The following is a 14,094-nucleotide window of genomic DNA, read 5'->3' on the forward strand; positions in this document are numbered from 1 at the left end:
CTGAGTTTATATAGAGATTCATTTGTTCAATATATATAGTAAATTATCTTTATCTCTTTTCTACCACTATACAGCCCTCACTAAACACTTACAACAGTTTGGATGCAGTTGAACTCGGATTTTGGAGTTGTCATTTAGGGTAGGCGGAGGGGAGGTTCAAATAAGCTATAGAGCATAGTAAGATAAAAACTTACGTCTGTTGATTAACCATTTAGTTGCATAAAATACTGGTGAGTAGGGCTTAATGACCTTGATTTTCACTGGACTATTTTCGGCCCGCTTTCGGTTAACTATTCATGACAGATTTACTGAGGGGTCCTAGTGTGGCTAGAAGTGTCTCCGTCACTTCTAGCCACACATTTTTCAGTAATCCTGTTGTGAATTGTTGCCTGTCGCGTCCCTACAATGTTCAAGTGAAAAATGCAGTTATGTTTGAATGAAGTGAATAGATGACTTTCTATAGAGAGTGTAAGTGCCCGAAGATGCAATTTCGGGCACTCTTGCACGTTGTACAATGCGTACCTTGCTTACTTTTAGTAAAGATTATGCATCTAATTCATGTGATGTCTTATAGAAACTGACACATCTTTAATAAAAAAGTGAAAACCATATAGGAAGCATCAGCCGCCAAAATTGCATCTTTGGCGGCTTTTATCCAGGTAGATGCCCCTCTATTTTTTCGTCCAAAAAAGATTCAGCACTACGAGTACTTATGGATTTGGAGCACGACGGATAAAGGTCCTTCATACGATTACCGAAAAAATGTGTAGGGATTCGACAAAGTCGCACCCCTACACATCCAGGCATCTCGGTAATCGTATAGAAGTCATTCTATCCAAAGCAATCCAAAGTCAACTATTCACGTAGCGCCCAGTAGCTGATCATGATATTCACTGGTTACTATTGGTTAATTAATAGACGTGATAAAAGCTCAACTTTCTCTATTCATACAAGAGAAAGTTGAGCTTTTAATCATGAAGAAATCTAAGGTTTATTAATACTTAAACTTGGAAATCAATTCTTTTAATTCTTCTGCCATAAAGGATAGTGATTCAGCCGATGAAGAAATTTCCTCCATCGAAGCTAGCTGCTCCTCTGAAGATGCAGCTACTTCTTGGGAAGCAGCTGCATTGCCTTGCGCGCTGTTTGCAATTTCATTTGCCGTGATAGTGACTCCTTGAACAGCGCCGGCTACTCTTTGAGCAGTGGCCGAGACTTCTTCCATTTGAGGTGTGATCTCTTTCATACTGTGAATGATGTGATTGAATTTCTCAATGGCTTCATTTGATACATCTACACCTTCTTGTACATTTTCCGTAATACGTTCCATGATTTCAACGGAGTTCTCTGTATCTACTTGAATGCCTTCCACGATTTCACGGATTTCTTTTGCAGAGTTCTGAGATTGTTCCGCTAGTTTACGAACTTCATCAGCTACAACAGCAAATCCTTTACCATGTTCACCAGCTCTTGCAGCTTCAATAGCGGCATTCAAAGCAAGAAGGTTTGTTTGTCCCGCAATATCTGTAATTACATCCAAAATCGAACGCACTTCCTTAGATCGCTCATGCAATGATTTGGTGATTGTGTTCGATTCAATAACAGATTTATGAATTGATGTCATTTGATTAACCGTATCTGTGACCGCTTGACCACCTATTTCAGCTTCAGTCGTTGCACGATAAGATAGTTCAGAAGCCATTGTAGAACTTTCTGCAATTTGCGTGACATCAATAGAAATCGCAGCTAATGCATGTGCAGCGGAGTCTACACCATCTGTTTGCATTTCTGCACTATGTGCTACTTCTTGAATGGAAGTTGCCACTTGTTCTGTAGCATCGCTTGTTTGTTCCGCACTTGCCGATAACTCTTCAGCAGAGGATGCTACTAATTCTGCACTCTTTTCAACGTTTTTAATTAACGTTCTGAGACTTTCCTGCATGTCGTTAAATGCTTGTCCTAAATGTCCGATTTCATCGTTAGTTTGCACATCGATATGCTGTGTTAAGTCTCCTTGGCTTATTGTAATCGCTTTTTCTTTTAGATCTTTGATTGGATTAATGATGGATTTAATAATAAAGTAAACAGTTATCGCTCCTATAATGATCGCAAGCAAGATGATCAAAGCGGTCCTTTGTAGAATAGGTAATGCTGCAGCATTAATCTCTGAGGTGGCTACAGATCCCGCGAGCTTCCAACCGGTTAACTCATTGGTTACGAAAGCCGTTAATCTTTCTTCACCATCGAACTTAGCGTCAAACTGTCCGATTTCCTGAGCATAAAGTTTATCGGATAAGCCAATATTTACTTCATTTCCGGCAGCTTCGGTAGGGTGCGTGATATATTTTTTACTTTTGTCTATTAGAACGGCATATCCTGATTTACCTATTTTTACTTTATTGGTTATATTTTGTAAATGATTCAAGTTGATATCTACTGCCGCAACCCCAGAACCATCTTTTATTACCTGTGAAAGGGTAACAACCATTTCATTTGTACTCGCCGAAATATAGGGATCGGAAATAATGACTTCACCTTTTTTGTCCATTGCCTCTATATACCAGGGTCTTTTTCTAGGGTCGTAATCCGCAGGAATCCCTACATCAGGTTCTTGTATAAATAAACCTTTGTCAGTACCTATATAGATGATTTCGGCTTCCGGATGTAGTTCTATGTACTGAGTGAAGATTTCGCGTAGTTCAGGACTACTATCTCCCTGGTATAGCCTTGAAGTTATATTTGTAGAAAAGGTATTTATATCATGTGTTTTTAGTTGCATCGTATTATCAATTGTTGAATTTAATAAGTTGATATTTTCAGTGAAACCAGCCAATATCTCAGATTTAACCGCGTCTTTGGCCGTCATATAAGCCAGTGCTCCAATAATAATTGCAGGGATAATTAATACGATTGCAAAAGATGTAATTAGTTTCGTTTTAATGTTTCGCAGGCCCATTAAGATTTTTTTCATCCAGCTAACCTCTTTCTCTAACTTTGTGTTTTAAGTCTTTGGAAATAGGGATAATAGTGCTTGATTGCTCAGGTGACTACGTGGATATACGTAGAACTAAGGAATCATATTTATCCACTAACTTTAGCATACTACTAAACGAAAGAATTGAACATGTCATAATATTCTATATGGTTTGATTAATTATTTTAAAATAATAAATAGGAGAGTAGAAGAAAAAATTTATACTGAAACGAGGGGGATATTTTTTGTGATATTAGTTGAGAATGCAATAGTACCAAAAGGGGATTCGGTTAAAATACATTTATATGGATGAAATTAATGCAATTCAAATGGAAAAATAAAGGCTTATTTATTTGACTAGAAAAGTAATGCAATTTTAATAGTGAACCAATTTACTAGAGTAATAGCGTCATTTGGTGGGAAACATAGAAGTTTGTCGTTTAGTCAGTAGTTATTTTAAAGGTAGGTAACCTTCGGATTAAATACTATAAATTCGGCACTATTTATTTGGAGTTACTAGATGTTATACCTCACCCGTATAACGAACAAATCTAGCGAAGGAGCGCCACTAATGAAAGGCTGCACATCCGCATACTACAGGCGCTGGAGCAATAAGATCAAGGAGGGATGCAGTTCAATCCCTCCTATGTGATCTTCTGGCGAGCTTATTACGTGAGGCCATCACCATGCGACAAAGCGTTGTTGGAAGAACAGTCTATTTGTTAAGTACCGACTACATAGCAAGAAGTATTGAAAATATGGATCCAAGGATAATGATTGAAATAACGACTATAAAACACATAAATAACATCATTGTGCCAAATCCGCGCCATGCAGAGAAGTTGTGAACAATTCCAATTGCTTTACTCTCGACAACAAGCCCGAAAATAGAAATAGCTAACATAATCCAGGTTTGAAAGAAGAAGAAGCCTACGGACATATTCGTACCTAACGGGCCTGTTGGAGTAGCGAAAAGCTGCTGTCCGTAGAGGGAAATTGCAATGACTCCTATAGGCGCTGTCCAAATCATAGGAATTGCACTGGCTCCGGTTGCAAGGCCCATTTTCCGCATTGTCCCTGTTCCACCTAATAATTTACCAATCCACGTATACGCAACTATAACAACTCCCCAGCCTGCCAGCCCTGAAAGCAAGCTAGAAAAAAGAACGACAACAAGTGTTGTAAATAATGACAAACCGTTAAAAAGGCCTAAGTCTGCAAATGCCATAATGCTATTGATAAGCGCGGAAATGGAAATTAGGATAAATGGATACATCATTGATTTATGACCAATAATGTATCGAATTGTGGTGCTTGGCTGTGACCAAATCGAAAATAGCGGATTCATTCTTAAATTGCTCCTTTCCGTCAGTTTTCATGATCCACTTTTCTTTTTTATATATTTGAAAATTAGTATGTCTGTATATTAGTTGACTGAAAATGACGAATCGATAGTCATCTCTATTATTTATATTGTATGAGATGCAACCCAGTGCAGGTCACTATTTACCATTACTCTACTGGGGGAAATCGTGCTAAATATGTTGAACAAATGAATACCATATAAACCGAACGAAGGCGCCTAACAATGGGATACTTTATTTCAACCTATATAACCAATAAAAGTGACCTTGACGAGTAGAAAATAGTTATATAAGATAAATCAGTATAATCAATCGGATTAAAATACAGATAATTGTTATGTGAACTGAGCTGAATTCATTCTGCATAGAGTCTACACATATTACTTTTTATCCCGTTGAAATAAAGGGGGAATTATAGTGAAAAGGAAAGCTTTTAGGTTGACTAGTATTCTAGTGGTACTATTACTAGTACTTACGGCTTGTTCAGAAGATAATAAGAAAGATTCAAAAGAAGAAAATAAGGATGGGGCAGTTAAAGCAGGCGGTTCGTTAGTTTATGCTCGAGGTGCGGATTCTGTAGGGCTAGATCCAATTAATGTAACGGACGGCGAATCGATACGGGTTACACATGCTATTTTTGAAACATTATTTGAATACGATGAGAAGTTGGAATTACAACCTAAATTGGCGGAATCTTTCGAAACGGCTGATGATGGGTTAACGTGGACAATTCATCTTAAAAACGGTATTAAGTTTCACGATGGGACAGATTTCAATGCCGATGCAGTCGTTTTCAATTTCGACCGTTGGATGGATCCACAGAATCCTTATCATATTGGGGATTTTACATATTATCCGTTCCTCTATGGAGGATTTAAAGGGGAACCAAATCACAAAATTGAACATGTAAAGGCAATCGATAATTCAACTGTTGAAATTAAATTGATAGAAAAGACAGCTCCTTTTATTAGCTATTTGGCAATTCCGATGTTTGGTATGGCAAGTCCAGCGGCGATTGAAAAGTACAATGAGAAATTCATTGAACATCCCGTAGGTACGGGGCCATTTGAATTCGAAAGTTGGACACGTAATGACAAAATTGTATTAAAGGCGAACGAAAATTACTATATTGAAGGTCAACCACTTTTGGATAAAATAATTTTCACGGTACTTCCTGATAACTCTGCTCGCTTAAATGGCTTATTATCTGGAGAGGTAGATATCATTGATGGTATGAACCCTAGTGATGCTGATACAGTCGAAGCGAATGACAGTTTAAAACTGGTCAAACGACCAAGTTTTAATAATGGTTTCATGGTATTTAATACGGAAAAGGCACCGTTTGATAATGTAAAAGTGCGTCAAGCGATTAATATGGCTATTGATAAGAAAGGGTTAGTAGATGCATTCTATAATGGCTATGCCGAAGTGGCGAAGAATCCAATACCACCATCACTTTGGGGATACAATGATGATATTGTGGATTATCCATATAATCCTGAAGATGCGAAGAAATTATTGGTGGAAGCCGGGTATCCCGATGGGTTTAAAACAGAGATATGGGCAATGAGTAACCCAAGACCATATATGCCGCAGCCTTTAAAAACGGCTGAAGTGATTCAAGCAAATTTACAAGCGATTGGTATTGAAGCTGAAATCAAAACCTATGAGTGGGCTACGTATCTTGAGAAAACAGGAAACGGTGAGCATACGATGGCAATGTACGGTTGGACAGGTGTGATGGCCGATCCAGACAATTTCTTATCTCCGAATTTAAGTAGCACTAACACTGAGAAACCCGCTAGTAATCGTGCTTTTTATAAAAATGAAGAATTTACATCTTTATTGCAACAAGCTCGTGAAACTTTCGATCAAGAAGAACGAATTAAATTGTATAAAAAGGCGCAGGAAATATTCCATGAAGATGCTCCATGGGTAACAATAGCTCATACAACACCGCCTATTGGCCTTGCCGATTATGTTGAAGGTTTTGAGGCTCATCCAATGGAAAATGATAATTTCGCTAAAATCTATTTAAATAAATAATGGTAAAAGGTCTCAAGTGTTGATTAACCAAAGTTAACCAGGAGATACCGCTTACGATTGTGATAAGACACAAGACGCCCAATATACAGGTGTATTCGTATTGCTTTGTGGTGAACGACTACTATACAATTATCGGGATTTCTTGCTGTGTAGGGTTGCCGTTCGTCCTTCGTTCCCCAAAGATATAGGTACACTTAGTACTGAAGCTTTTGGGAACGAGTGAATAGCTACTTTCCTATCCAGGATGGAGCAGCCAAAGATGCAATTTTGGCTACTTACCCCATCTTTTTAATATTACCTTTTCGAGTTTAAGGCAGTGTCACACTGTTACTTGTATAATCTTTGCTAAATTAAGCAAAGAGGCTTTATTAAAATCGATGGAGTGCCCGAATTTTCATCTTCTAAAGTAGTTGCATTAACACCTGAACATTGTAGGTTCGCGACGGACAGATAATCGCAACAGAATGGCCGAGGAGGAATGAATTACAATTCCTCCCCAAGGGATGTGGTTGGAAGTGACTTCAACACTTCCAGCCACATTTAACCCGAGGTAAAGGTATTGTGATTATTTAGTCCAAAGCGAGTCAGAAATGTATAGTTGCAAATGCAGACTTATTTGCTTTTCTAACAGGTCATAATGTAAGAAAGTGGTTAATCAACAGACTTGTTATCTGTTAAACATAAAGAATAGTTGTGTTGGTTAAAACTTGAACAACAATAAGGGCAGCGTCTGCCACGATTTAGAATCGTGTTAGACGCTGCCTCTTTTATTTTGATGTAATCTTCAGCGGTTCGATTATGCTGTTGTTCGCGGTTTTGTAGGATTGCTTGATGGGGATGGGGTACCGGCTGTTTCTGCCAATTTCATTAAATAATAACTTTCCTCTCGAGCCATATGATCAGCCATAAGTGCAGTAAAAGTTCCTAGTGCTTCTTTATTCAGTTCCATTTCTTCTAATTCGTGCAAAAATACTTGGAAAATTGTCATTTCCAAATGAACATCATTATGGAAATTTTCTAAAGCAGGGAATTTCATGATGTTTGTTCGTAAGAAACCAGCGAGTTCTATCGCTTTTAAATAGAAGTCTTCCCATTCCTTTGTAAATTTACGGCTTTTCTCATGCAGTGGTTTTTCAACCCGGTCCAGGTTTGCGTCAATGGCACCTGCATGACCGGCGGCGTCAAGTAACCAAAGCAAATCATGATGGAGTGGATGGACGGCTGGTGCTATCTGTCCTTTTTCCAAATAGGAAAAGAGACGGATCGCTTCTTCTACTTCATTGACCATGTGGTTGATGAAGGATGGAGGTAAAGAGATTTTTATATTTCCGATTAACTGTTCCTGAATTAATTGCAATTTAAATGTTCGAATTTCCTCACTTGCGATTTTTGCATTCTGGAGCAGGGTGAGAAGCTGTTGCTCTTCTAATTGCTGTTCAGAAGCTGTAAGCAGTTGATCGAATTTCTCTATGAACGTATTAGAAATCTTGATATTTTCAATTTCACTGGGCGCTAATGAGTCATGGATGAAACGGCTATGGTCTCCCAAAATTTGTAGCCAAAAATGAAGTTTAAATAGTGCATCCACTTGAAACGATTTAACCAAAAAACAACCTCCTCTTTCTATTGTTATTCCTATGAGTCACACATAGTATTTATGAGATAAAGCATTCGGATTATGAAAAATATGTCAGTGTATCAAGTAGGCGGTTCTATCATATGATGGTTCGAGGAGTGATTAAATTTGGAACGTCCAATGTTCCGGGGGAGTTATAGGCCTTACGTTTCGCCGCTTGACCCGTGTCCGCCTATACGGGTGAAGACCTTTGTTTTGCCGCCACAAATTTTTATGAATTACCAGCAACCGGGACTCCCTCAAAACTCACCTGAAGAAGCGTTACGAACAGGGACACTTTGGCCGTCACTTGCAGATGGATTTTCTCGGGAAGAGGGGATTTCATGAGTGCGTTTGAAGAAGAACGCCAAATGATGTTACGCGTGCAGCAAGCAGATTTCGTCGTTGTTGAACTAACATTGTACACGGATACGCATCCCGATGAAGCGGAAGCCCTAGATCAATGGCGGGAAGCAATAAAAGCAGCAGCCCATGTACGACACCAATACGAAAATAGATATGGACCTTTATCCCTCGCATCAGTTCCTTCTGAACAGGCAATTGAAATTGGATGGCGCTGGAATTCAACACCGTGGCCATGGCAACGATAAGGAGGGGATAGGTAATGTGGGTTTATGAAAAAAAACTCTTGTATCCAGTTGAGGTAGGTACATGTAATCCGACGCTCGCGAAATACCTTATGGAACAATATGGTGGAGCAGATGGGGAACTTGCTGCGGCGCTCAGATATATGAATCAGCGTTATACGGTTCCAAGTAAGGTCATCGGGGTATTGACTGATATTGCAACGGAAGAATTCTCTCATCTCGAAATGCTAGCGACGATGATTTATAAATTGACGAAAGACGCAACACCCGAACAGCTAGTAGAGGCTGGCCTTGGTGCACATTTCGTCAATCATGGTCACGATCTCTTCTATGAAAATGCAGGCGGTGTTCCGTTTACTGCAACGTATATTCAAGCGAAAGGTGATCCGATTGCCGATTTGTATGAAGACATCGCAGCTGAAGAAAAAGCGAGAGCGACATACCAATGGCTTATCGACGTTTCAGACGACCCGTTAATCAATGATTCCTTGAGGTTTTTGAGGGAGAGGGAAAATATTCATTCTTTGCGCTTTAGGGAATCAGTTGAACTACTAAAAGATGAGCGTGATCGTAAAAAGGTATTTTAAAAGATTATTCCGTTCCCCTGGTAATTGGGTGACGGAATTTTTAATTTACTAGAATCAGTATCCTTAAATTTACTAAACTAATTGATTATAGAACTACCACCTCCTTCACGTTGTTTAAGAAGTGATGGATTTCTGCGAACATCAGCATAACCGCCTATTCCAATTCAAATAGGACTTTTCACTAGAAGCTGAAGGATAGAAGATGGGCTTCAAGACTCAATTTCGACTAGATTCATATCCTGGTATTTTTATTTTAGACCGTATAATATCTGTCGCAAGATTCATACTAAGATTAAATTGTTTGAAAGGAGCTAAGAAGTGTGGAGTCTGCACAATCACAACAACAGCTTCAACAACTAAAAAAACTGCAAATTCAACTTCAACAACTCGAACTGCAGATACAGATTCAACAGCAGGAGCAAGAAGAACAACAACAACAGCAACAACAACAGCAACAACAACAACAACAACAACAGCAACAGCAGCAGCAGCAGCAACCGCCACAACAACAACAACAACAACAACAACAACCAGAACCGCTGCAACAACAACAAGAACAACAAGGACAACAACAACAACCAGAACCACAGCAACCGCAGCAACAACAACAACAACAACAACAACAACAACAACAACAACAACAACAACCAGAACCACAGCAAACACCGCAATCACAAGAACCAAAGCAACCTGAACCACTGGAACAACCACAACAATCAGAAGGGAAATCGCAACAACAACAGAAGATACTTTACTTTGAGCCCCCAAGAATGGTGTCAACTTCAGATATTGGCTATTTGCAAAATATGCTAAATTCGAATTTGCTAGCGGTGAAACAGTATAGACAGGCCGCTCAAAGTTGCCAACTGCCTGATTTAAAACGACAATTCGAAGAAGCAGGGAAAATGCACTTGACGCACTATGATAATTTGCTAACTGTCCTGAATGAAAACGGGGGTAATATGCAATGACTTCTACTAAAAAGATTCAAAATCCTAAAACACAGCTTTCTAAAAAGTCCGCGGTCAATGATTCTGATATGTTAAGCTCAGCATTAGCGACGGAAAAAAATATGTGCAACTCCTACGCAATTGCTATGCCTGAAGCGAGCAATTCAAAGTTCTACTCATCACTATTTGATATGATGAAAGAAACATCGCAGCAACATCGAAAATTATATGATTTGCAATTCCAACATGGTTGGTGCTCGCTTACACCTGCTCAGTCTAGTGAGGTTACAGCCCTTTATCAGGAGTACACCGAGTACAAGCAACAACTAAAATAACAAAAGTAACACGAATAAACACCACTAAGTTGATTGAGTGGTGTTTATTTTGGATTCATTGTCCTAAAGCACTAATGAAATCCAATAGATATGCTGGAATAGAACGACACTGTAAAGCAGAATTGCAGATCCAACTAATAGTTTTAAATACCTTTTTTGTTCAATCTCTGTCAGTAAATAGAGTAAAACACAGGGCAAACTAATTTTAAGGGCGTAAAATCCCCAAATGCTTGTGTCGTAGATAAGTGCCATTAATGGATTCGCTTCAGTGATATACTGTTTTTGAATGCCAAAATCGGTGAAAAATGAATCAACAACGGCTAATAGTAAAAGAAGAATTCCGGCGGTAAGCAGTTTTTTACGGGTGGAAAATATATTCCTGTCATCCTGAATAGTAATGCCTCCTATGCTGACGATAGTTAAAGTTCTACATAGAGTTTGGGATAACTTGCGGCTATTCATACTAGACAGTAAGACTGATGAAAGAGTGTGAACAATGCGGTGAATGATTTTCTTTTGTATACTATATATGTTGAACAAATGAATACGTCGTATGCGCTTACAAGGGCTTTTGGGAGGCCACTGAAACAGCCCTTGTACTTGGAATGAATTAGGATTCCTACTAATACCGCTTCGGCGCTTTGTGGATGCCTCCCGCGATAAGCCAGAAAGGAGACCGCTTTCAGTCTTATCGCTTCGGCTACCACGAAGTCGCGCCTGCGCTGGATGGTCTATATGAGAAAGCGCATTTTAGTAGCTGGGATGAAATCTACAACCTAGATTGCCGATTTCTTTACTATAATTATATATGTTGAATCCGGTATATATACTGAGTGCCGTAGCGGTTCATTGGAATTCTTTATTTCAAATTTATATAGTATCAACTAGTAATCACCTTACAATCTCGTCATATACATCCAAAATCACATTTCTCTCGATAATGAACAACCTAGCGCAGGCATCCCCAAAGCGCCAAGTGTTCTACAATCCACACCCCGAATTACAACTCACTCATTATCGAGAACCACAGCAGATTCAATGGGATTCTTTAATTCAACATATATATATCGAGCGAAGGCTACTCATGAACAGGATTTGTGGAGTTAGAAAGAAGGTGTTCGTTTGATCCGGACGATGGGACTCACAGTAGAGAATAAATTATTGTTTGATTTTCCGCTAGAAGACATACATACTCGTCAATTCAAGTGGTACTGGGTGGATTTGGAACAGCCAAATGAAGAAGAAGCTTCTTTGTTGCATTCATTTTTTCAGTTTCATCCGCTGACTATCGAAGATTGTTTGAACCGTCTTCAACGACCGAAATTGGATTTTTATGATGACTATGCTTTTTTTGTATTGCATACCATAAATCCTGAAACGATAAAAGCAGAAGAAATAAATTTGTATCTCGGAAAAAACTATGTCATCACTTTTCATTATACGGCGGTTCAGGGGCTGGAAAATGCGAGGGAAAGGATTATTCAAAATCCAGGGAAATGGAAAAAAGGACATGTTTTTGTTGCGCATCAGATTATCGATAAAATCGTCGATGATTACTTCCCGGTACTTCATAAAATAGAAGATCATCTGGATGATATTGAAGACACGCTTGCACCATCAACTGTTCATTTATCCATGGATTCTGTATTCGAAGTCCGCAGCAATTTATTGCGATTAAGGCGAACAATTTTGCCGATGCATGAACTTTTACATCGAGTAATTAATTCAGAACGGATAAAGCTATCCGCGAATGAACAAGCCTATTTTAGTGATATCTATGATAATTTACTACGACTCGGAGATATTCTTGAATCTAACCGGGAACTAACAACTGATATTAGAGACAGCCAATTATCGATAAATTCGAATCAAATGAACCGTATTATGATGATACTGACGATTGTATCATCCGTTTTCATACCTCTAACGTTTATAGCGGGTGTATACGGGATGAATTTTGAGTTCATGCCGGAACTTACTTGGCGATACGGATACATCATCGTATTAATTGTTATGCTTGTAATAGGAACGTCTATGTTGGCATTGTTCAAATATAAAGGCTGGTTAGGTATGTTTAAATCTTAAATGGTAGTCATTTGTATGGATAGATTTATCGAAAGGCGTCAGCATCTACATAGCTGGCGCCTTTTTAAACGTTGTTCTTCCTTACTCTATAAAACTATATATGTTGAACAAATAAATACTATACAGACTAAGCGAAGGCGTCCCCTAGCGCCGTAGCGAATTCGATGGCATCCTATAATTCCATATATCTACTTGATTAATCGATTAGTAAGCGTTAACATGTTGAATAGTTGTTATATTCAGAACATACTAACCGGTTAGTACACATATTATTTATAGAATGAAAGGATGGAGAGAGATTATGAATTTTTCATACTCGGAAAAGACGATTGAATTGCAACAGAAGTTGACGGCATTTATGGAAGAACTTGTTTATCCAAATGAAAAGACTTTTGACGAACAGCTAAATGCACAAGAAAATCGCTGGGCGCAAAATCCGCCAATTATAGAAGAGTTGAAAATGAAAGCACGCGAAAAAGGTCTATGGAACTTGTTTCTTCCTGAAAGTGAAATGGGTGCAGGCCTTACCAATGTAGAATATGCACCGCTTTGTGAAATTATGGGCCGATCATTAATAGGGCCAGAAGTATTTAACTGCAACGCGCCTGACACAGGAAACATGGAAGTGCTTGTGCGATATGGAACGGAAGCGCAGAAAAAACAATGGCTCGAACCGCTGTTAGATGGGGAAATCCGGTCTTGCTTTGCTATGACAGAACCGGATGTCGCTTCTAGCGACGCAACAAACATCCAATCAAGCATTATCAGGGATGGGGACGAGTATATATTAAATGGGCGTAAATGGTGGACTTCCGGCGCGGGCGATCCGCGTTGTAAAGTTGCAATTTTCATGGGCAAGAACGATCCTAATGCTGCGTTGCATGAGCAGCAGTCGATGATTTTAGTGCCACTTGATACACCCGGGGTGAAGGTTGAGAGAATGCTTTCCGTATTTGGCTATGATCATGCGCCGCACGGACATGCGGAAATCACATTTGACAATGTTCGTGTACCGGCGGAAAACATGTTGTGGGGTGAAGGGAAAGGATTCGCGATAGCGCAAGGTCGTCTAGGACCTGGTCGAATTCATCACTGCATGCGGTTAATTGGCGCTGCAGAACGTGCGCTTGAAGAAATGTGTATTCGTGTTCAACAACGTTCTGCATTTGGGAAATCTATTGCTGAACAAGGCGTCGTTCGAGAATGGATTGCAGAATCACGCATTGATATCGAGCAGGCACGCCTTTTGACGTTAAAAGCAGCTTATATGATGGACACGGTTGGTAATAAAGAAGCGAGAGCAGAAATCGCGATGATTAAAGTGACGGCGCCAAATATGGCACTGCGTGTAATCGACCGCGCTATTCAAGCGTTTGGTGGAGCGGGTGTAAGTGGAGATTATACATTGGCGGCGCAGTGGGCAAATTCAAGAACGCTGCGTCTCGCAGATGGACCTGATGAAGTTCATCGCAATCAAATCGCACGTCTGGAACTTAAAAAATATGCAGCTCACGGAAAGGGGAACTAATT

General features: G+C 39.4%; 13 protein-coding genes. 8 read left to right on the forward strand and 5 right to left on the reverse strand.

What is annotated here, in order from left to right; all coding sequences use genetic code 11:
* Window positions 1-994 precede the first annotated feature (994 nt).
* Together ACGLYD_RS02985 and ACGLYD_RS02990 are read right to left on the reverse strand one after the other, a co-directional pair.
* On the reverse strand, window positions 995-2,971 hold the full coding sequence (locus ACGLYD_RS02985) for a methyl-accepting chemotaxis protein (RefSeq protein WP_399631261.1): 1,977 nt from the start codon (window positions 2,969-2,971) through the stop codon (window positions 995-997).
* A 736-nt stretch (window positions 2,972-3,707) separates the two neighbouring features.
* Window positions 3,708-4,322, reverse strand: coding sequence for a YIP1 family protein (locus ACGLYD_RS02990; protein ID WP_342537754.1), 615 nt, complete (start codon window positions 4,320-4,322; stop codon window positions 3,708-3,710).
* Window positions 4,323-4,755: 433 nt separating this feature from the next.
* Here ACGLYD_RS02990 and ACGLYD_RS02995 point away from each other — a divergent pair, with 433 nt between their 5' ends.
* A complete protein-coding gene (locus ACGLYD_RS02995) occupies window positions 4,756-6,384 on the forward strand; it encodes an ABC transporter substrate-binding protein (protein ID WP_340741665.1) in 1,629 nt (542 codons plus the stop codon).
* A gap of 796 nt (window positions 6,385-7,180) precedes the next feature.
* Here ACGLYD_RS02995 and ACGLYD_RS03000 read toward each other — a convergent pair.
* The gene (locus ACGLYD_RS03000) at window positions 7,181-7,990 is read right to left on the reverse strand and encodes a DUF2935 domain-containing protein (RefSeq protein WP_340741666.1); all 810 of its coding nucleotides are present in this window, start codon (window positions 7,988-7,990) and stop codon (window positions 7,181-7,183) included.
* Between the two features lie 150 nt (window positions 7,991-8,140).
* On the opposite strand from ACGLYD_RS03000, the gene ACGLYD_RS03005 reads away from it, so the two are divergent.
* Genes ACGLYD_RS03005 through ACGLYD_RS03015 form a run of 3 tightly spaced genes read left to right on the forward strand, consistent with a single transcriptional unit; the run spans window position 8,141 to window position 9,194 of the window.
* Window positions 8,141-8,347, forward strand: a complete 207-nt coding sequence (locus tag ACGLYD_RS03005) for a spore coat associated protein CotJA (RefSeq protein ID WP_082786798.1) — start codon at window positions 8,141-8,143, stop codon at window positions 8,345-8,347.
* Window positions 8,344-8,610, forward strand: coding sequence for a spore coat protein CotJB (locus ACGLYD_RS03010; protein WP_067206816.1), 267 nt, complete (start codon window positions 8,344-8,346; stop codon window positions 8,608-8,610). Before ACGLYD_RS03005 ends, ACGLYD_RS03010 begins: the two co-directional genes overlap by 4 nt.
* Window positions 8,611-8,624: 14 nt before the next feature.
* Entirely contained in the window at window positions 8,625-9,194 is a 570-nt protein-coding gene (locus ACGLYD_RS03015) for a manganese catalase family protein (RefSeq protein WP_067206819.1), read from the forward strand.
* 216 nt (window positions 9,195-9,410) lie between these two features.
* Here ACGLYD_RS03015 and ACGLYD_RS03020 read toward each other — a convergent pair whose 3' ends face one another.
* The gene (locus ACGLYD_RS03020) at window positions 9,411-9,962 is read right to left on the reverse strand and encodes a hypothetical protein (protein WP_399631266.1); all 552 of its coding nucleotides are present in this window, start codon (window positions 9,960-9,962) and stop codon (window positions 9,411-9,413) included.
* A gap of 2 nt (window positions 9,963-9,964) precedes the next feature.
* Between ACGLYD_RS03020 and ACGLYD_RS03025 the strand changes: the two genes are divergently transcribed.
* Together ACGLYD_RS03025 and ACGLYD_RS03030 are read left to right on the forward strand one after the other, a co-directional pair.
* The gene (locus ACGLYD_RS03025) at window positions 9,965-10,165 is read left to right on the forward strand and encodes a hypothetical protein (protein ID WP_067206822.1); all 201 of its coding nucleotides are present in this window, start codon (window positions 9,965-9,967) and stop codon (window positions 10,163-10,165) included.
* Window positions 10,162-10,479, forward strand: coding sequence for a spore coat protein (locus tag ACGLYD_RS03030; protein WP_354313680.1), 318 nt, complete (start codon window positions 10,162-10,164; stop codon window positions 10,477-10,479). Before ACGLYD_RS03025 ends, ACGLYD_RS03030 begins: the two co-directional genes overlap by 4 nt.
* Window positions 10,480-10,542: 63 nt before the next feature.
* Here ACGLYD_RS03030 and ACGLYD_RS03035 read toward each other — a convergent pair whose 3' ends face one another.
* Window positions 10,543-10,941, reverse strand: a complete 399-nt coding sequence (locus tag ACGLYD_RS03035; protein ID WP_354313794.1) for a DUF5658 family protein — start codon at window positions 10,939-10,941, stop codon at window positions 10,543-10,545.
* A 660-nt stretch (window positions 10,942-11,601) separates the two neighbouring features.
* Between ACGLYD_RS03035 and corA the strand changes: the two genes are divergently transcribed.
* Together corA and ACGLYD_RS03045 are read left to right on the forward strand one after the other, a co-directional pair.
* The gene (gene corA, locus ACGLYD_RS03040; protein WP_067206826.1) at window positions 11,602-12,564 is read left to right on the forward strand and encodes a magnesium/cobalt transporter CorA; all 963 of its coding nucleotides are present in this window, start codon (window positions 11,602-11,604) and stop codon (window positions 12,562-12,564) included.
* 301 nt (window positions 12,565-12,865) lie between these two features.
* Window positions 12,866-14,092 carry an acyl-CoA dehydrogenase gene (locus ACGLYD_RS03045; RefSeq protein WP_187047011.1) on the forward strand — a complete coding sequence of 409 codons (1,227 nt, stop codon included), beginning with the start codon at window positions 12,866-12,868 and terminating at the stop codon, window positions 14,090-14,092.
* Window positions 14,093-14,094 lie beyond the last annotated feature (2 nt).

Source organism: Sporosarcina sp. SG10008 (genome assembly GCF_044569405.1).
GTDB lineage: Bacteria > Bacillota > Bacilli > Bacillales_A > Planococcaceae > Sporosarcina > Sporosarcina psychrophila.

Excerpts from the sequence above, each read along its gene's own strand:
- ACGLYD_RS02985 (WP_399631261.1), bottom strand. The coding sequence starts at position 2,971 with ATGAAAAAAATCTTAATGGGCCTGCGAAACATTAAAACGAAACTAATT.
- ACGLYD_RS02990 (WP_342537754.1), bottom strand. The coding sequence starts at position 4,322 with ATGAATCCGCTATTTTCGATTTGGTCACAGCCAAGCACCACAATTCGA.
- ACGLYD_RS03005 (WP_082786798.1), top strand. The coding sequence starts at position 8,141 with ATGTTCCGGGGGAGTTATAGGCCTTACGTTTCGCCGCTTGACCCGTGT.
- ACGLYD_RS03010 (WP_067206816.1), top strand. The coding sequence starts at position 8,344 with ATGAGTGCGTTTGAAGAAGAACGCCAAATGATGTTACGCGTGCAGCAA.
- ACGLYD_RS03015 (WP_067206819.1), top strand. The coding sequence starts at position 8,625 with ATGTGGGTTTATGAAAAAAAACTCTTGTATCCAGTTGAGGTAGGTACA.
- ACGLYD_RS03025 (WP_067206822.1), top strand. The coding sequence starts at position 9,965 with ATGGTGTCAACTTCAGATATTGGCTATTTGCAAAATATGCTAAATTCG.
- ACGLYD_RS03030 (WP_354313680.1), top strand. The coding sequence starts at position 10,162 with ATGACTTCTACTAAAAAGATTCAAAATCCTAAAACACAGCTTTCTAAA.
- ACGLYD_RS03035 (WP_354313794.1), bottom strand. The coding sequence starts at position 10,941 with ATGAATAGCCGCAAGTTATCCCAAACTCTATGTAGAACTTTAACTATC.
- ACGLYD_RS03045 (WP_187047011.1), top strand. The coding sequence starts at position 12,866 with ATGAATTTTTCATACTCGGAAAAGACGATTGAATTGCAACAGAAGTTG.